Here is a 17,339-nt window from a genome sequence, read left to right on the forward strand (position 1 = left end):
CACTTCTTGACCGGGATGCCGGCGTCGACGAGGCGGTCGATCACCGGATGAACCCTTTTGGGTGCGGCTTCTCCTCCGCCAGGAACTTCGAGGCCGCACGGATGATCGCTAGCTCAGTCTCGAGCTCACGGATCCGTTTGCGCGCCGCCCGGAGCTCCGCGGACTCGGCGGTGGAGACCCCGGGACGCTCCCCGCGGTCGATGCGGTCCTGGCGGACCCAGGTGTGCAGACACCCGGCGCTGATGCCGAGCTCGTAGGCGACCTGCTTGATCTGCTTGCCGGCACGAACGAGCGCCACGGCTCGCTGACGAAACTCTGGCGGGTAGGGACGAGGCATGATGCACAGCCTTCCAAGAAGGCCCTCGACTCTTCAGCCAATCGGGTAACCAACCCATGGGGCACGTCAAAGTGACAACCAGATCTTCAGCAGTCCCAGCAGGACGTGCAGGTGCTGTCCGTCGGGTCCTAGCGACTGGGACTAAACCGCCGCAGTCGCAGGCTGTTGGTGACCACGAACACGGAGCTGAACGCCATGGCAGCGCCGGCGATCAGCGGGTTGAGTAGACCCAGCGCCGCGAGAGGCAAGGCGGCAACGTTGTAGGCGAAGGCCCAGAACAGGTTGCCCTTGATCGTGCGGAGGGTGGCCCGCGCGAGCCTGATGGCGTCGGGGGCGGCTCGTAGGTCACCGCTGACCAAGGTGAGGTCTGAGGCCTCGATGGCGACGTCGGTACCGGTGCCCATAGCGAGTCCGAGGTCGGCTTGGGCGAGCGCGGCGGCGTCGTTCACCCCGTCGCCGACCATGGCGACCACGGCGCCTGCGTCCTGTAGGCGCTTGACAACGTCGACCTTGTCGGCAGGGAGAACGTCGGCGATCACGTCGTCGTGATCGATGCCGACCTGCGTCGCAACTGCTCGCGCCGCCTTGGCGTTGTCACCGGTCAGGAGGATGGGGCGCAACCCGAGGTGGCGGAGCTCGGCGATCGCCTGGGCGGAGGTGTCCTTGATGGTGTCGGAGACGACGATGACGGCGCGTACGTGGCCGTCCCAAGCGACCCATACCGGGGTGCGGCCGTCGCTCTCCGCTGCCTCAGCGAACTTCTCCAGGTCGGCCGGGATGTCCAAGGCCCATTCCTTCGCGAGCCATGTCCGTCGGCCCACCATGGCGGCGTGACCGCTGACATTGCCGGAGACTCCGTTGCCGCCATGGTTGATGAAGTCCTCCACCGGGGCGAAGTCGATCCCGGCGTCACTGGCGTGCCTGGCGATAGCGCGAGCGATGGGGTGCTCGGAAGCGTCCTCCAGCGGACCGGCGATCGACAGGACCCTTTCGAGGTCCTCGCCGACGACTGGGTGAACTGCGGCGACGCCCATGTGCCCGGTGGTGACCGTGCCCGTCTTGTCGAGAACGATCGTGTCGACACGACGGGTCGACTCGAGGATCTGGGGCCCCTTGATGAGGATGCCGAGCTGGGCGCCGCGACCGGTCCCGACGAGGAGTGCCGTAGGGGTTGCGAGGCCGAGGGCGCAGGGGCAGGCGATGATGAGCACCGCTACTGCCGCGGTGAAGGCTGCCGTGGCTGAGCTGCCCGTGATGAGCCACGCCGCGAGGGTGAGCAGCGACAGCCCGATGACGATCGGCACGAACACGGCAGACACGCGGTCAGCGAGGCGTTGGACCTCGGCCTTGCCGTTCTGGGCGTCCTCCACGAGCCGTGCCATCTGGGCCAGCTGGGTGTCCGAGCCGACGCGTGTGGCGCGTACGACGAGTCGGCCGCCGGCGTTCACGGTGGCGCCGACCACGGGATCTCCCGGGCCTGCCTCGACCGGTACGGACTCACCGGTCAGCATGGAGGCGTCGACGGCGGACCTGCCGGACTCGACCTGGCCGTCGGTGGCGATCTTCTCGCCGGGGCGGACGACGAAACGGTCGCCAACGCTCAGCTGCGCGACCGGCATACGGACTTCGGTGGGTCCGGAGGGACCGTCGCGCAATACGGCGACGTCCTTGGCGCCCATGTCGAGCAGTGCGCGAAGCGCAGCGCCGGAGGTGCGCTTCGCACGGGCCTCGAAGTAGCGGCCGGCCACGATGAAGGTGGTGACCGCCGCCGCGACCTCGAGGTAGATGTGCGGCTCAGTTGCACCGTCGGACCGGCTGGGTAGCAGGTCGAAAGGCATTCGCATGCCGGTCATCCCAGCGTGGGTGAAGAACAGCGCCCACAGGGACCACAGCCATGCGGCGCCGACCCCGACGGAGATCAGCGTGTCCATGGTCGCGGCACGGTGCCGGAGATTCGTCCAGGCCGCCCGGTGGAACGGCAGCGCGCCCCAGACGACGACGGGGGATGCGAGTGTCAGGGAGAGCCACTGCCAGTTGTCGAACTGCAGTGCCGGGATCATCGACATCAGCAGCACGGGGATAGTCAGGACCGCGGAGACGGTGAGGCGCTGCCGCCACGCGACGGCCTCCTCGTCCTTGGCGCGCTGTGCCGCGTCCTCGACGGGTTGGCCCTGAACCGGCGGGGTGGGGAGAGCAGCGGTGTATCCGGTGGCCTGGACGGTCGCGACCAGATCGTCAGGCTCCACGTCGGTCGTGAAGTGGACCTTGGCCTTTTCCGTCGCGTAGTTCACGCTGGCGTTGACGCCCGGCATCTTGTTGAGCTTCTTCTCGATGCGCGCCGCGCATGAGGCGCAGGTCATGCCGCCGATCACGAGCTCGACCTCCCGGTCGTGCTGCTGAACGTCGTCCAGGTGCGTGCTCATGGTGCTGTCCTTCCCCGGGCCCGGCTGGGCCGCTGTGTCGTTACTGGCGGGCGAGGTGGTAGTCGCCGGCCTCGTCGAGGGCCGCCGCGACCTGGTCGTCGGTGAGGGGTGCCGTCGCGGCCACGGTCACGGTGGAGGCGCCGCCGGCGACGAGCTCGACATCGACGTCAGTGACGCCGGGGAGGTCCTTCAGCTCGCTGGTGACCGCGGACACGCAGTGGCCGCAGGTCATGCCGGTGACGGGGAAGGTTTGGGTGTTCATGGTGGTCTCCTTGCTTGGGGCTGCGTTGTTGGGTGCGGATGACGTCCCGCCGCAGCACGCGCAGCCGTTCGACTGCGCCAGCGGCAGGGACAGGTGGGGAGTTTCGTGGGACATGGCGGCCTAGCTTCTGTGGGTCTGGGCTACGAGCGGACGAGTCGCCCTATCGCGGCAGAGGCCTCGTCGATCTGCCGGTCGAGGTCGGGCGTGGTCCCGTCTGCTGCATGCGATATGCAGTGGCGAAGGTGGTCGTCCAGGAGGCCGAGGGCTACTGCTTCAAGCGCTTTGGTGGCCGCGGAGACTTGGGTGAGGATGTCGATGCAGTAGGTATCGGACTCCACCATCTTCTGGAGGCCGCGGACCTGACCCTCGATCCGCCGCAGGCGCCGCAACTGGTCATCCTTGCTGTCGATGTAGCCCGGCACGACTCTGGCGGGACTTTTCTCGCGCATTACTCCTCCTTCATGGCAACACGTCCAACATACCCACCAGGGGTAAAATTCCGAGGGGTGCCAAAGTCGGATCTCGCATATGCGTCAAGGTTCGGCGGAGCAGAGCGCACGTGCGGATCTAGCGCCAGTGGTGCTGCGACCCGCCGAGACAACTGCGATTGGCGAGTGGCGGACTTTGGTCACGTGGCTCCTTCGCCGCGTCGTAGCGCTCAGTCTGGTCAGCGCAGCCGAGGTGTTCGCCGGAGGTCCTATTAAGTTTCCGTGAAGCCACACGGGTGTGGGGGCACGGCCCACCGGCTACGCCCGGTTGAGGGGAAGTCGGATGGTGAACTCGGCTCCGCCACCGGGCCCAGGGCTCGAGGCGGACAGGCCTCCGCCATGGGCTTCGACGAGCGCCTTGCTGATGGTCAGGCCGATACCGCTGCCGCCGCGCACGCGGCTGCGGGCCGGGTCGGCGCGGTAGAACCGCTCGAAGACGTGCACCAGGTGCGCGGCGTCGATGCCCTCGCCGTCGTCCGCCACCGTGATCTCGACCCAGTCAGGGTCGGGCTGGCGCAGGGACACGTGGACCGCGCCGCCGGGGGGCGTGTGCTGCAGGGCGTTGTCCAGCAGGTTGGCCAGCACCTGGGCCATCCGATCCGGATCGACCCAGACGGAACTCGTGGCTCGAGTGTCCGCGTCGAGCGTGACGTGCTGTGCGGCATACGCGTCCCGCGCGGTGGCGACGGCCGACTCGACCAGAGCGAGCGTGCTGGTGGGCACGCGTCGGAGGTCGAGCCCGCCCTCCTCCACCCGAGCGACCGCGGTGATGTCCTCGGCCAGTCGCTGCAGACGCGCGGTGTTGCCGCGCAACACGGCGAGGGTCCCGTCGTCGAGGCTCCGTATGCCGTCCTCCACCGCCTCCAGGTGCGCCTCGATGCTGCCCAAGGGTGTGCGCATTTCGTGCGCGAGGTCGGCCAGCAGGCGGCGGCGGGTGGTCTCTACCTCGCCGAGGCGTTGGGCGAGGTCGTTGATGGTGGTGGTGAGCTGGTCGAACTCGGCGCCCAGACCAGCGCTGGGCACCTGTGACTGGTAGTTCCCACCGGCGATCCTGGAGGCGGAGCGGGCGACGGCGGCGGTGGAGCGCTGCACCCGCCGGGTGAAGAATGCCGTCACCCCGAGGGCGAGGAGGACAGAGGCGGTCAGTGCGACGCTCAACGAGATGAGCAGTGCCGACCCGAACGCCTCCTCCACGTGGGCGGCCTCGCTGGGGGAGTGCCCGACTCCGGCCTGTCGCAGGTGGTCATGGAAGATGCTGGGCCCGACGAGGGACGCGACAAGCCAGGAGGTGAGGGCGCAGGCGACCAGCACGAGGGTCTGCGCGATGAGCAAGCGCGGGGCCAAGCCGGCCCGACCCGGCCCCCGTGCCTGCGTCTGAGGTCGCTTCACTCGCCCGTCCCCATTCGGTACCCGATGCCGCGAACCGTCCGGATGAAGCGTGCGGCGCCGGCGTCGTCGCCGAGTTTGCGTCGCAGGTGCCCGACGTGGACGTCGACGAGGTGTTCGTCGCCGACCCAGCTCTCGCCCCACACTTGGTCGATGAGCTGGCGTCGGCTGAAGGCCATGCCAGGTCGCGCTGACAGGACGGCGAGCAGGTCGAACTCGGTCCGGGTCAACGACACCGAGTCGTCGTCAAGCCAGACGTCGCGTCCGTTGGGATCGATGGTCAGGGTCCCGAACCTGCGGAAGGGAGGGCCGTCATCGGAGCCGTCCGTCGGACGGGGTCGGCGCTGCATCGCCCGGAGCCGTGCCACGAGCTCGCGCGGGCTGAAGGGTTTGGTCATGTAGTCGTCCGCGCCGACCGATAGCCCGATGAGGGTGTCGAGCTCGTCCGCCCGCGCGGTCAGCATGACGACGTAGGCGTCGGAGAAGGTGCGCAGCTGACGGCACACCTCGACCCCGTCCTGGCCGGGCAGCCCGATGTCGAGCACCACCACGTCGGGATCGAGCTCCCGGGCACGCTGCACGGCGGCGACTCCGTCGTGGCACAGGTCGACCTCGTACCCCTCGCGTTCCAGGTAGCTGCCGATGAGGGTCGCCATGGGCAGGTCGTCCTCGACGACCAGCGCCCGGACGCCGCGGGGGGGCGGGGTGGGGCCGGGTTGCGCGGCTGCCGTGTCGTGGAGCATCCGCCCATCGTGCAGGACGCGATCGCTACCACCTGACAGGGCGACTCGTCGTGAGCGCATCTTCAGCGAACCTTCACAGAACCGCAGCCGTCTGAACCGGGTCGCTGTTCGACAGTGGGGGCATCGAGAACGAAGGAGCTGAGGACAATGATGTGGAACGACGGGATGGGTTGGACAGGGTGGCTGTTGATGAGCCTGACGGCCATCGCCTTCTGGGCGCTGGTGGTGTTTGCTGTCGTGGCCTTGTTCAGGGGTACGCGCAGCGACCCGAAGCAGGTCGGGGGCGAGGACGACGACGCCCGCCGCATCCTCGACCAGCGGTTTGCCCGCGGTGAGATCGACAGTGACGAATACCACGCCCGCCAGCTCGTGCTGCGCTCGACGCACTGACGCAACCCGGCCGGTCGAAGGCCACACCCTGTGAGGAGACGCGCAGCATGCCCGCCATCAGCAGACGTACGGTCCTGCTCGGTTCCGCCGGCGGACTGTTGACCGCCGGTGGCCTGACGGCGTGCAGCACCTCCCTCGGCACTGCAGTTGGGTCCGCGTCCCAAGCCGTCGATACGGCTGAGCGGGCACGAAGAGCGGCGGGGCAACGCACCGTCACCGCGCGCTTGGCCCCGCGCCCCGCGACCCTGGACCTGGGTGGCCCCACGGTCCGAAGCTGGGCCTATGGCGACAGCGTCCCCGGCCCTTTGTTGCGCGCTACAGCAGGTGACCGGGTGGTGGTGACGGTCGACAACGCTCTCCCCCAGTCGACGAGCGTGCACTGGCATGGCGTGGCGCTGCGCAACGACATGGATGGTGTCCCGGGGATGACCCAGACCCCCATCGCGGCCAACGGCCAGTTCACGTATGACTTCACCGTTCCTGACGCGGGCACGTACTTCTACCACCCCCACTCCGGGGTCCAGCTCGACCGCGGCCTGTACGGCGTCCTGGTCGTCGACGACCCGGCCGAGCCAGGGGCCTATGACGCGGAGTGGGTCGTCGTCCTGGACGACTGGGTCGACGGCACCGGCCGGACACCCGACGACGTCCTCGCCACGCTCCGGAAGGGCGGTGGCGCCGGCGGCATGGGCCACGGCTCCATGGGCGGAATGCCGATGGGCGGCATGGGCGGGGACATGCAGTCGCCACTCCTCGGCGGCGCCGGTGATGTTGACTACCCCCACTACCTCGTCAACGGACGGGTCCCTGTCTCGCCCGTCACCCTGAGCGCGAAGCCCGGCCAGCGCGTGCGGATCCGCATGGTCAACGCAGCGTCCGACACCGCCTTCCGGGTCGCGCTCGGTGGACACCGACTCACGGTCACGCACAGCGACGGCTTCCCCGTGACCCCCACCGAGACGGATTCGTTGTTGATCGGGATGGGCGAGCGCTTCGACGTGCTCGTGACCCTGGGCGATGGGACCTTTCCGCTGGTGGCATCTGCCGAGGGTAAATCTGGCCAAGGGGTGGCCTTGGTTCGCACAGCGGGCGGCGAAGCCCCGGCTCCCGATGTGAAGCCCACCGGGCTGCGCAAGCAGGTCGTCCTCGGCACTCAACTGCGGGCCGCGCGTCAGGTCGCCCTGCGCCCCCGAGAAGTCGATCGCACGCACGACCTGGCCCTGGGCGGGTCGATGACGAACTACCGGTGGACCATCAACGGCAAGACCTTCGACGAGGCAGACCCGCTCGAGATTCGGCAAGGGGAGCGGGTCAGGCTGCGGCTGCGCAACATGTCGATGATGTTTCACCCCATGCATGTCCACGGTCACACCTTCGGACTCCGCGAGACTGGGGCACGCAAGGACACCGTGATCGTCCGCCCCATGCAGACCGTTGAGGTTGACCTCGACGCTGTCAACCCTGGGCAGTGGGCGACGCACTGTCACAACATCTACCACGCCGAGGCCGGCATGATGACGACTCTGTCCTACCGTGTCTGACCGGAAGCCCAGCCGCTTGGCAGCCGTCCGGGATGCCACCGGCACAGTCATCGGTTCCGTTCTCGGGCTCATCCCTCACGTCCTGCACCACGTCGGTCTGATCGCGGGTACCGCGTTCCTGACCGGAGCGGGCGGTAACGCGGCGCTGTACCTCGTAGGCCTGCTCCTGTCGGTCCCGATGCTCAGGCGCATCCACCGCAGGTTCGGGTCGTGGCGTGCACCGGCGATCGCGATCGCCGTCTTCACGGCCCTGTTCCTCGTCTCGGCAATCGTCGTGGGGCCAGCCATCAGCGCCGACAGCGCCCCGACCGATGCGCCGAGCCCTGGCCCAACGCCAACGGTGCAGCACACCGAGCACCACACGTAAAGCCTTCAGCAAACCTTCACCAAGGGCCCCCTGCTACCTCCACTTCGGTGGACCACGGTGAAGATGGAAGAAGGGAAGGACGACATGGGCATCGAAAGACCCTCCGTGAACATCACCCCCGCTGAACGCATCGCCAGAATCGTCGTTGGCGCAGCAGCCGTACTTGCGGCTGTCTTGCTCCTCCAGGACGCCGGCTCCGGCCTCGCGGTGATCCTTAAGGCCTTGCTCGGCCTCGCCGGGCTCGACCTCGTGGTCACCGGCGCGACCGGCCACTGCCCGCTGTACAAGAAGCTGGGGCACGTCCCAGCATCACTGAAAGGACGACCGTCATGAGCACCACACCGAACGGCGACCGCCCGCTGGTTCACTGGCATGACGAGACGTCCACGGCGGCAACGACAACTGAGCAGATTCCTGACCATCCCGAGGACCGACGCTCGGAAGAACCTCACGGTCATGGTCGCGGTCACGGTCTCATGATGCTGCTGTGCTGCGTTCCCATGCTGCTGATCGTCTTTGTGCTCGTGGCTACCGGCGCTGCGGGCACGGGCGCCATCGCCTACGCACTCCTGTGCACGGCCATGATGGCCGCGATGATGTTCTTCATGCCGGGCCATCGGCACTGATCGGAATAGATACCCCCTGGCGGCAGGCTGCCTCCCAGCCGACACCGCGCATCTGAACGCCCCTAAGCGCCTGCAGCCCTACCTGGAGGTTTCGGCGCGGCCGGACAGTCGGGTAGCAAGTGACCCAGTTCCGTGGGGTGGTTATTTCCGTCCGAACCCTGATCCAACGTTGAGGAAAACGACGTCGTTCATCTGAGGCTCGCGGCGCAGGGTGCGGAGATAGCGGATCACGGTGCGCCCGCGAGCCGCCGCCCATCGAAAGCGACCAGGAGCCCTTCATGACCAACGCAGCGTTCACGGCACATGGCACACCGGCGGGCCGTCTCCCGCGGAGGTATTGGAGCTGGCGCCTTGTCGTTCCTCTGGAGGCAGCGGCCGGTATGACCGTGGGCGTGCTTGTCGTCTTCGTTGGGAGCGGAGACCGCGAGCCGATGGCGGGGTCCTCCGGAGTCACCGGCGTTGCGTCGGCCCACCTGGGGATGGTCGCGGGGACGGTGTGGGTCGCGAACGAGGACGGTGCGAGCCTGAGCGCCATTGACACGGCCAGCAACACGGTGGTTACGACGGTCGAAGGCGTGAAGGGGCCGCACAACGTGCAGGTTTCGCCGAACGGCAAGAGTGTCTGGGCGGTCAGTGGTCATGACTCGCTGGCGGTGATGTTCGACGCATCGTCCCTGCAACTTCATGGTGTTGCGGCAACCGGCGGGGCGCCTGCGCACGTCGTCCTCACCCCCGACGGCCGAACGACTTACACGACCAACGGCGCCGACAACACCGTGACAGCAATCGACTCCGTGACGATGGCCCCTATGGCGGAGATTCCGGTGGGGGCCGGGCCGCACGGGTTGCGTCCCAGCCCTGACGGCCGCCGTGTGGTCGTCGCGAACGTCGCAGGGAGCACCCTCACTTTCATCGACACCGCGAGCAACACCAAGGTCGCGGACGTCGAGGTCGGAAAGGCGCCGGCCCAGGTGGCCTTCTCGCCGGATGGCGCTTTCGTTTATACGTCGGTCAGCGGCGAGGACGACGTGGTGAAGGTCGATGTCGCGACCCTCAGGGTGCTGGGCCGGGTGGCTGTGGGGGATGGGCCGATCCAGACCTTCGCGACTGCGGATGACCGGTACCTCTTGGTTGCCAACCAAGGGCGAGAGGACCGGCCAGGCTTGACGGTGTCGGTCATCGACACCACGACGTTCACGGTGGTCCCAACGGTGGAGACCGGTCAAGGCGCCCACGGGATCGTCGTGGACCCCACGAGCCTGCACGCCTACGTCACGAACCTGTACGGCGACGCCGTCGCCGTCATCGACCTCGGGGAACTGCGCGTGGTGGCGCGCATCCCTGTGGGAGACAAGCCGAACGGAATCAGCTTCTCGTCGGTCACCGTGCCCGCCCAGGAGGCCGTCATGCTCGACGTGCCCGCCTCAGATGACGGAGCCGAGCCGAACGAGCACGTTGCTCACTGACTGAGCGGAGTGGATGAGCATGAGGGTCTCACTTGTCTCCAAGGTTCTTTCTCGGCGCCGGGAGCTCCGGTGGCGCGGGTCATGGATCCGCCGCGGCTGCTGGTCCACCGTCAGCGATCGCGGGGTCCGCTCCGAGCTTCCCTTCCAAGCCGTTCGCCGTAGGTTTCCAGGCGTGGCGTGCACCGGCCATCGCGATAGCCGTCTTCGCCAACATGGTCCTCATTTCGGCTCTCTCACGGGGCCAGCCGTCAGGGCGGACGGCGCCCCGACAGATGCGCCGAGCCCCGGCGCAACCTCAACGGTGCAGCACGCCGAGCACCACCGCGTAGAGCCTTCAGCAAACCTTCATGGTGGCCCTCCTGCTACCTCCACTTCGGTGGATCACGGTGGACATGGAAGGAAGGGAAGGACGGTATGGACATTCAAGGACCTTCTGGCAACACCACCCCAGACCGCGCCCCGGGCCAGTGGCAGGACGACACACCTACGAAGACGACATCCAATTTTCTGATTGGCGGCCCTGACGGCCAGCCGGCAGGCAAGTCCCACAGTGATCACGAGGGCCACGCTCAGATGCTTCTGGCTTGCTCCACGCTGATGTTGTTCATCGCGTTTGCGCTCGTGGGAACAGGTGTGTGGGGCTCGGCTGCCATCGCGTATGCGCTCTTGGGCGTGGTTTTGATGGCCGCGGTGCTGCTGCCCGCGCCCTGGCGCCGGTACTAACTGAAGGAATACCCGGTGGGGGTATGTTGTTCTTGTGCATGACGTTGAGCTCGAGCCGACCTACGGAGATGCGTTGCCATGAGTCAGAGGACCGTCCTACAGCTGGGGGGCCTGCACTGGGCCACCTCCGGCCGCGCCATCGAGTCCCAGCTGGCTCGTCGGCACGGCGTTGAGGCCGTCGAGGCGAACGCCGCGAACCAGACCGCCACCGTGACGTACGACCCGCAGGTCACCACGGTGGCGGAGCTCGCGGGGTGGATTCGCGACTGCGGCTATCACTGCTCGGGTCGGTCGGTGCCGGACCACCTCTGCGAGCCGATGGGAGAGCCCTCAACTGGGGACTCGGCCCACCCAGACACCCACAGCCGCCAGGCCAAACAGCAGGACGGTCAAGGCTCGACGATGCTCCACCATGACGTGGCGGTGACCGACAGCGTTGAGGCTCACGCCCGGCATGCCCCCAACGCAGGTGCTGAGCCGAGCACCCACTCGCCGCACGAGCTGATGGGTCACGGTGGGCACGCCGGGATGTCGATGGCGGACATGGCTCGCGACATGCGCAACCGGTTCCTCGTGGCCTTGGTGCTCACCGCCGGGATCACGTTGTGGTCGCCCATGGGCCGCGACATGCTGGGCTTCGATGCACCGACGCCGTTCGGGCTGGGCGACGACGTGTTCGCCCTGCTCCTGAGCCTGCCGGTCGTCTTCTACTCCGCGTGGATCTTCTTCGACGGGGCCTGGCGGGCGCTGCGCAACCGCACGCTCGACATGATGGTGCTGGTCGCCGTCGCGGTCGGCGCGGGCTGGCTCTACAGCGTCGGCGTCACCCTGACCGGCGGCGGCGAGGTCTTCTACGAGGCCGCCGCGATGCTCACCACCTTCGTGCTGCTCGGGCACTGGTTCGAGATGCGTGCCCGCGGAGGCGCCAACGACGCCATCCGCGCCCTCCTCGACCTGGCACCGCCCAGGGCCACCGTCCTGCGGGGCGACGAGGAGATCGAGATCCCCACCGCCGACGTGGTCGTGGGCGACCTCGTGCTGATCCGACCCGGGGGCAAGGTGCCGGTGGACGGCATGGTCGAGGACGGCATCTCCGAGGTCGACGAGTCGATGGTCACCGGCGAGAGCATGCCGGTCGGCAAGTCACCCGGCTCCGAGGTCATCGGGGCCTCGATCAACACCACCGGGACCCTGCGGGTCCGAGCCACCAGGGTCGGCTCCGACACGGCGCTCGCCCAGATCGTCCACCTGGTGCAGGAGGCCCAGAACTCCAAGGCCCCCGGGCAGCGGCTCGCTGACCGCGCCGCGTTCTGGCTCGTCCTCGTCGCCCTCGTCGGCGGCGTCGGGACCTTCCTCGTGTGGCTGGCCGTCGGCGCACCCGTGCAGGTCGCCCTGCTCTTCGCCATCACGGTCGTGGTCATCACCTGCCCCGACGCCCTCGGCCTGGCCACCCCGACCGCGATCATGGTCGGCACCGGGCTGGGTGCCCAGCGCGGGGTGCTGTTCAAGACCGCCACCGCCCTGGAGTCCGCGGCCCGCATCGACACCGTCGTCCTCGACAAGACCGGCACCCTCACCAAGGGTGAGCCCGAGGTCACCGACGTCGTGGTCGCCGACGGCACGGACGAGGACGGGCTGCTGCGCCTGGTCAGCGCCGTGGAGCGCGAGTCCGAGCACCCCTTGGCGGGCGCCATCGTCGCGTATGCCGTGCAGCGGGGCATCGCTCCGCCCGTCACCTCCGGCTTCCGCAACGTCCCCGGCCACGGGGCCGTGGCGGACGTCGACGGTCACCGCGTCGTCGTCGGCAACCGCAAGCTCATGGTGCAGGAGGGCATCGACGTCGGCTCGCTGCTGGCTCGTCGCGAGGAGCTCGCGGCCAGTGGCCGCACCGCGGTGCTCGTCGGTGTGGACGGGCGAGGCGCAGGCGTCATCGCCCTGGCCGACGCGGTCCGCGAGACCTCGGAGCAGGCGATCCGTGAGCTGCACGAGCTGGGCACCGAGGTCGTCATGCTCAGCGGTGACAACCAGGCGACGGCCGAACGCATCGCCCGCCAGCTCGGGATCGACACGGTGATCGCCGAGGTGCTCCCGGGTGACAAGGCGGCGAAGGTCGCCGAGCTCCAGGCCCGGGGCAAGAAGGTGGCCATGGTCGGCGACGGCGTCAACGACGCCCCCGCCCTGGCCCAGGCGGACCTCGGCATCGCGATCGGCGCCGGCACCGACGTCGCCATCGAGACGGCCGACCTCGTGCTCATGCGTTCGGACCCGCTCGACGTGCCCATCGCGCTGAGGGTCGGCCGGGGGACGTTGCGCAAGATGCGCCAGAACCTCGGGTGGGCTGTCGGCTACAACGTCATCGCGCTGCCCATCGCGGCCGGTGTCTTCGAGCCCTCTCTGGGCCTCGTCCTGCGGCCCGAGGTCGCGGCGCTCTCGATGTCCGGGTCCAGCGTCATCGTCGCCGTCAACGCGCTGATGCTCAAGCGGCTCCGCCTCCCCGCCCCACCACAGAAGCTCGGCGACACCGAGTCACCGCACCGTGCAGCCGAACCCGTCGGTCACCACGGCGGCTGACGCAAAACCCCGAGCAGTCGGCAGGGGGCCGGTCAGCCGACCCTGGGCCATCTTCATCAAACCTTCAGGAAATCCAGATCAGAGGCCCATCGTCGCACCGCAGGCTGGACACCGGTGCGCACCCGACTTCCCTCACCGGGTGCACGCCACCACGATCGAAGACGCAACTCAAGGAGCAACCTCGTGCACGTCAATAAGCGATACCCCATCCTTGCCGGGCTCGGCGTCACGGCCGTCCTCGCGCTCAGCGCCTGCGGAACGGACGACGCCTCGACCGGAGGGAGTAACGGGACGAGTTCCACGACGTCGAGTTCGTCCGAGGCAGCTGACGCTGGCCAGAAGGACGATGTCATGTTCGCGCAGATGATGATTCCCCACCACCAGCAGGCTGTCGAGATGGCGGACCAGGCCCTGCAGAAGGACGCCTCGGCGGAGGTGACGGAGCTGGCAGAGCAGATCAAGGCGGCGCAGGGCCCTGAGATTGCCACCATGACGAAATGGCTCGAGGAGTGGAAGGCGCCCATGACGGCGGAGGAAGGTCACGGTGGGCACGGCAGTGGCGGCATGATGGACGACGCAGACATGAAGGAACTGGCCGCAGCGAGCGGCCCGGCGTTCGACGAGATGTGGCTCACGATGATGATCGAGCACCACGAGGGTGCGGTCGACATGGCGCAGGACGTTCTCAAGACGACCAGCAACCCAGAGGTCAAGGAGATGGCCCAGGCGATCGTCGATGGGCAGAACAAGGAAATCGCCACGATGAAGGCCCTCCTCTAACAGTCGGCTAGCACGCCATCCGACCTCCTTCGCCCGAAAGGCTTCAATGCACCGCTCGGCATCTCACGGAATCCGCGCGATAGTCGCGCTGGCGAGCACGCTGACATTGGTGGCTGGGTGTTCGGCGAACGCCGATGACAACGCAGCCCAAGCGCCCACTGTCTCAAGCGCCGTCGCCAGCGCAACACTGCCGTCGGCGCACGTCCACGGGGTCGGCCGAGACCCTGCAGACGGTGCCCTGCTGCTGGCGACGCACGAAGGCCTCTTCCGGTACGGCCCCGACGGCCCCACTAGGGTCGGCCCGATCGTCGACCTCATGGGGTTCACCATTGCCGGTCCGGGCCATTACTACGCCTCAGGCCACCCCAACATGGTCCGCGAGCTTCCTCAGCCCATGGGCCTCCTCGAGAGCACCGACAGCGGCAAGACCTGGACGGTCCTCTCACGTGGCGGACAGTCGGACTTCCACACCCTCACCCAAGCCGGCGACACCCTCATCGCGTTCGACGGACAGCTCCGACGGACGAGTGACCACCGAACGTGGTCAACTGGCGCCCTCCCCGGAGAGCCGCGAACGCTCTCCTCGGACCCGGAGGGCAAGACCGTTCTCGCGACCACCCAGACCGGGCTGATGGCGTCCAAGGACCAAGGAGTCACATGGGCGCCGATCGCAGGTGCACCGCCGCTGCTGCAGGTCGCATGGGGTGACGCACGAACGGTTGCGGGCGTCACCCCCGACGGGGCAGTAGCGATGAGCGTCGATGGTGCTCAGACATGGCGATTGACCGGCGCAAGCGTCGCTCCTCCGCAAGCCATGAGCGCCAGCGTGACGAAAACGGGCCTGGAGATCCTCGTTGTGACCGAACAGGACCTGCTCAGCTCAAAGGACGGAACGCGGTTCACCACCATCAGCAAATGAGGTGGATCGCTACCGCGAGTACCGGGGAGGCGACTCGGCGGCGTCCTACGTCTGCTCAACCTTCCGATCCTGAACAATCACTTCTGTTTGCCCGGCGTGGGGCCGGCTGCGTCCTGTCTGAGACGTGGGTCCTGAGCAAGCATGGCGCGCGCTGGCACCTGCTCGGCGGCGGCGGTACTTCTTCGCTCTCGCTAACCCGAGGTTGCCCGCAAATCGGCACGACAGCACTGTCCGCGGCATCAGCGATTTGTGGCTAGTCCGTCGCTGCGCGGCGCTTGAGGGCTTGGCGGAGGTCCGGGAATGTAGGCACGTTCCGGGGACCGTCTGGCGTCAAGTAGACCCGGCACGCCATGGACCCGGGACTGCCCTCAGCATTGAACAGATCAGTCCCGTCGACGACGAACGCCGGCGAACCCGCGAACCGGCGACCCTTCGCTGCCTCGTTCGAGTCGATGAGGCCGACGCTGAACCCGGTTTCAGCGAGGCCGATGTCGTCCAGTGCCGTCCGGAGCAACGTGGAGGCCTTCTCGGCCCCGGGACAGTCCGGGATCACAAGCAGTTCGATGTGCACACGGCCATTGTGCTTCACGCTCGCTCGTCGGCAGATCCGGTAAACCAAACCGGCAACGATGGGGAGGCTGCGACCGAACATCGGTGACGCGGCGCGCCCCGGACTTGGATCTGGGGCATACCTGGTCGTACGGCGTCGCTGGGTGACCACATCGGCTCGGTTCCGCGCTTTAGGTCGACATGGATGTTGTCGTCGGCAATAGGTGGCTGGCGCTGGACGAAGGAGATCCACAGTGAGCACTACCCCACCCCATGATATTCAGCGTGCATCTACTCACGCCGACGACGAGTTACTGGGCGGATTCAACTGGTTGTCGCAACACCTCGTCGTGGAGGTGTTCAGTGGTTCGTCGTCAGCAGGCAGCAGATCGGGCGGTTCGTCCGAAGTTGAGGTCGCCTGGTCATCCGAGGTTCCAGCGGCATGTCGAGGTGGCGTTCTGGGAGCAGATCGCTGCGGGGTTGCTGCCCGAAGAGGCCGCCGGTGTGGCCGGCGTGGCGCCAGCGGTGGGCGCTCGGTGGTTCCGCAACGCTGGCGGGATGCCACCGTTCGATCTGACGTTGACGCCCACGGGCAGGTACCTCTCCTTCGTCGAGCGTGAGGAGATCGCGCTGCTTCGCGCGCAGGGCGAGGGAGTGCGTCAGATCGCCCGCCGTATCGGTCGTGATCCCGGGACGGTGTCGCGGGAGCTGCGCCGCAACGCCGCGACCCGCAGCGGGAAGCTTGAGTACCGGGCGTCGGTGGCGCAGTGGAAGGCTGACATGGCCGCCAAACGACCCAAGATCACCAAGCTCGTGGCCAACCCGCGGCTGCACGAGTACGTGCAGGAGCGCCTGGCCGGGCAGATCAGCAGGCCCGACGGCACGGTCATCCCCGGACCACAGCCGCCGCGGTTCACGGGGCGGAACAAGCCGCACCGCAAGGACAGGCCGTGGTCGCTGGCGTGGAGCCCGGAGCAGATCGCCAACCGGATCAAGCTCGACTTCCCCGATGATGAGTCCATGCGCATCAGCCACGAGGCGATCTATCAGTCGCTGCACATCCAGGGTCGTGGCGCGCTCAAGCGCGAGCTCGTGTGGTGCCTGCGCACCGGTCGGGCGCTGCGCGCGCCACGGGAGCGGTCACGACGCAAGACGTGGGCACACGTCACCCCCGAGACGCTGATCAGCGAACGTCCCGCCGAGGCCGCCGACCGGGCCGTGCCTGGCCACTGGGAAGGTGACCTCCTCATCGGCCTGGAGCGCTCGGCGATCGGCACCGTCGTAGACCGGAGCACCAAGTACACGATGCTGGTCCATCTGCCCCGTGAGGAGGGATACCGGCACAAGCAGAGCGTCAAGAACGGGCCGGCCTTGGCGGGGTACGGCGCCCTCACGATGAAGAACGCCCTGGCCCGTACGATGGCCGGCCTGCCCACCGAGCTGGTCAGATCGCTGACCTGGGATCGTGGCAAGGAGATGTCCGCCCTGAACCGCCCCGGGTTTGGTGGAGGGTTCTGACCTCTTCAGGGAGGCTGGAGTTATGCCCGCACCGAGGAAGTACAGCGATGAGCTGCGTGAGCGCGCCGTGCGCATGGTCGAGGAGACGTTGAAGGAGAGTCCTGGGTTGGCGCACAAGCGTGCCTGCACGCAGGTGGGTGACCAGCTGGGGATTCCGGGGGCGACGCTGCGGAACTGGTTCCGCAGCGGGGTCGCCGGGTCCCGCTCGCCTCAGGCGGTGGTCGTCACCGACGACCCGGTGGCCCGGATC

The 17,339-nt window shown here is 67.8% G+C and carries 16 protein-coding genes and 2 pseudogenes; 11 read left to right on the plus strand and 7 right to left on the minus strand.

The genetic code is table 11. The annotated features are described in order from the left end of the window. The 6 genes and pseudogenes from K313_RS0117890 to K313_RS0117920 all read right to left on the minus strand — a co-directional run. Positions 1 to 337, minus strand: a pseudogene (locus K313_RS0117890) (transposase); the annotation flags it as partial. Between the two features lie 128 nt (positions 338 to 465). Next, on the minus strand, positions 466 to 2,760 hold the full coding sequence (locus tag K313_RS0117895) for a heavy metal translocating P-type ATPase (RefSeq protein WP_029212779.1): 2,295 nt from the start codon (positions 2,758 to 2,760) through the stop codon (positions 466 to 468). A 40-nt stretch (positions 2,761 to 2,800) separates the two neighbouring features. Further along, a complete protein-coding gene (locus K313_RS0117900) occupies positions 2,801 to 3,022 on the minus strand; it encodes a heavy-metal-associated domain-containing protein (RefSeq protein WP_029212780.1) in 222 nt (73 codons plus the stop codon). Positions 3,023 to 3,162: 140 nt separating this feature from the next. Then, the gene (locus K313_RS0117910; protein WP_034254196.1) at positions 3,163 to 3,471 is read right to left on the minus strand and encodes a metal-sensitive transcriptional regulator; all 309 of its coding nucleotides are present in this window, start codon (positions 3,469 to 3,471) and stop codon (positions 3,163 to 3,165) included. A 297-nt stretch (positions 3,472 to 3,768) separates the two neighbouring features. Beyond that, the gene (locus tag K313_RS0117915) at positions 3,769 to 4,842 is read right to left on the minus strand and encodes a sensor histidine kinase (RefSeq protein ID WP_034254205.1); all 1,074 of its coding nucleotides are present in this window, start codon (positions 4,840 to 4,842) and stop codon (positions 3,769 to 3,771) included. Positions 4,843 to 4,895: 53 nt separating this feature from the next. Then, entirely contained in the window at positions 4,896 to 5,639 is a 744-nt protein-coding gene (locus tag K313_RS0117920; RefSeq protein WP_029212783.1) for a response regulator transcription factor, read from the minus strand. Positions 5,640 to 5,786: 147 nt separating this feature from the next. Between K313_RS0117920 and K313_RS0117925 the strand changes: the two genes are divergently transcribed. The 9 genes from K313_RS0117925 (at position 5,787) to K313_RS0117970 (ending at position 15,022) form a co-directional block, all read left to right on the plus strand. Continuing rightward, complete coding sequence (locus K313_RS0117925) at positions 5,787 to 6,029, plus strand: SHOCT domain-containing protein (RefSeq protein WP_029212784.1); 243 nt, start codon at positions 5,787 to 5,789, stop codon at positions 6,027 to 6,029. Positions 6,030 to 6,076: 47 nt separating this feature from the next. Beyond that, on the plus strand, positions 6,077 to 7,570 hold the full coding sequence (locus tag K313_RS0117930; protein ID WP_029212785.1) for a multicopper oxidase family protein: 1,494 nt from the start codon (positions 6,077 to 6,079) through the stop codon (positions 7,568 to 7,570). Next, the gene (locus K313_RS0117935; RefSeq protein WP_029212786.1) at positions 7,563 to 7,937 is read left to right on the plus strand and encodes a hypothetical protein; all 375 of its coding nucleotides are present in this window, start codon (positions 7,563 to 7,565) and stop codon (positions 7,935 to 7,937) included. Before K313_RS0117930 ends, K313_RS0117935 begins: the two co-directional genes overlap by 8 nt. Before the next feature lie 63 nt (positions 7,938 to 8,000). Then, the gene (locus K313_RS0117940; RefSeq protein ID WP_084413017.1) at positions 8,001 to 8,270 is read left to right on the plus strand and encodes a YgaP-like transmembrane domain; all 270 of its coding nucleotides are present in this window, start codon (positions 8,001 to 8,003) and stop codon (positions 8,268 to 8,270) included. Continuing rightward, positions 8,267 to 8,563, plus strand: a complete 297-nt coding sequence (locus tag K313_RS23705; protein ID WP_156911463.1) for a hypothetical protein — start codon at positions 8,267 to 8,269, stop codon at positions 8,561 to 8,563. Before K313_RS0117940 ends, K313_RS23705 begins: the two co-directional genes overlap by 4 nt. Positions 8,564 to 8,841: 278 nt before the next feature. Then, a complete protein-coding gene (locus K313_RS0117950; RefSeq protein ID WP_240484007.1) occupies positions 8,842 to 10,029 on the plus strand; it encodes a YVTN family beta-propeller repeat protein in 1,188 nt (395 codons plus the stop codon). An 801-nt stretch (positions 10,030 to 10,830) separates the two neighbouring features. Beyond that, a complete protein-coding gene (locus K313_RS0117960) occupies positions 10,831 to 13,323 on the plus strand; it encodes a heavy metal translocating P-type ATPase (RefSeq protein WP_029212789.1) in 2,493 nt (830 codons plus the stop codon). 183 nt (positions 13,324 to 13,506) lie between these two features. Then, complete coding sequence (locus K313_RS0117965; RefSeq protein WP_029212790.1) at positions 13,507 to 14,103, plus strand: DUF305 domain-containing protein; 597 nt, start codon at positions 13,507 to 13,509, stop codon at positions 14,101 to 14,103. A 46-nt stretch (positions 14,104 to 14,149) separates the two neighbouring features. After that, positions 14,150 to 15,022, plus strand: a complete 873-nt coding sequence (locus K313_RS0117970) for a F510_1955 family glycosylhydrolase (protein ID WP_029212791.1) — start codon at positions 14,150 to 14,152, stop codon at positions 15,020 to 15,022. A gap of 253 nt (positions 15,023 to 15,275) precedes the next feature. Here K313_RS0117970 and K313_RS0117975 read toward each other — a convergent pair whose 3' ends face one another. Then, positions 15,276 to 15,593, minus strand: a complete 318-nt coding sequence (locus tag K313_RS0117975; protein ID WP_029212792.1) for a hypothetical protein — start codon at positions 15,591 to 15,593, stop codon at positions 15,276 to 15,278. A gap of 341 nt (positions 15,594 to 15,934) precedes the next feature. On the opposite strand from K313_RS0117975, the pseudogene K313_RS0117980 reads away from it, so the two are divergent. After that, positions 15,935 to 17,056 (plus strand): annotated as a pseudogene (locus K313_RS0117980) (IS30 family transposase); the annotation flags it as partial. 55 nt (positions 17,057 to 17,111) lie between these two features. Then, a partial coding sequence (locus K313_RS22705; protein ID WP_029212794.1) for a transposase occupies positions 17,112 to 17,339 on the plus strand: 228 nt, incomplete at its 3' end.

Origin of the sequence: Arsenicicoccus bolidensis DSM 15745, from assembly GCF_000426385.1 — a bacterium.
Classification (GTDB): domain Bacteria; phylum Actinomycetota; class Actinomycetes; order Actinomycetales; family Dermatophilaceae; genus Arsenicicoccus; species Arsenicicoccus bolidensis.

Coding starts and splice junctions, on each gene's coding strand:
- K313_RS0117895 (WP_029212779.1), bottom strand. CDS start 2,760: ATGAGCACGCACCTGGACGACGTTCAGCAGCACGACCGGGAGGTCGAG.
- K313_RS0117900 (WP_029212780.1), bottom strand. CDS start 3,022: ATGAACACCCAAACCTTCCCCGTCACCGGCATGACCTGCGGCCACTGC.
- K313_RS0117910 (WP_034254196.1), bottom strand. CDS start 3,471: ATGCGCGAGAAAAGTCCCGCCAGAGTCGTGCCGGGCTACATCGACAGC.
- K313_RS0117920 (WP_029212783.1), bottom strand. CDS start 5,639: ATGCTCCACGACACGGCAGCCGCGCAACCCGGCCCCACCCCGCCCCCC.
- K313_RS0117925 (WP_029212784.1), top strand. CDS start 5,787: ATGATGTGGAACGACGGGATGGGTTGGACAGGGTGGCTGTTGATGAGC.
- K313_RS0117930 (WP_029212785.1), top strand. CDS start 6,077: ATGCCCGCCATCAGCAGACGTACGGTCCTGCTCGGTTCCGCCGGCGGA.
- K313_RS0117940 (WP_084413017.1), top strand. CDS start 8,001: ATGGAAGAAGGGAAGGACGACATGGGCATCGAAAGACCCTCCGTGAAC.
- K313_RS23705 (WP_156911463.1), top strand. CDS start 8,267: ATGAGCACCACACCGAACGGCGACCGCCCGCTGGTTCACTGGCATGAC.
- K313_RS0117950 (WP_240484007.1), top strand. CDS start 8,842: ATGACCAACGCAGCGTTCACGGCACATGGCACACCGGCGGGCCGTCTC.
- K313_RS0117960 (WP_029212789.1), top strand. CDS start 10,831: ATGAGTCAGAGGACCGTCCTACAGCTGGGGGGCCTGCACTGGGCCACC.
- K313_RS0117970 (WP_029212791.1), top strand. CDS start 14,150: ATGCACCGCTCGGCATCTCACGGAATCCGCGCGATAGTCGCGCTGGCG.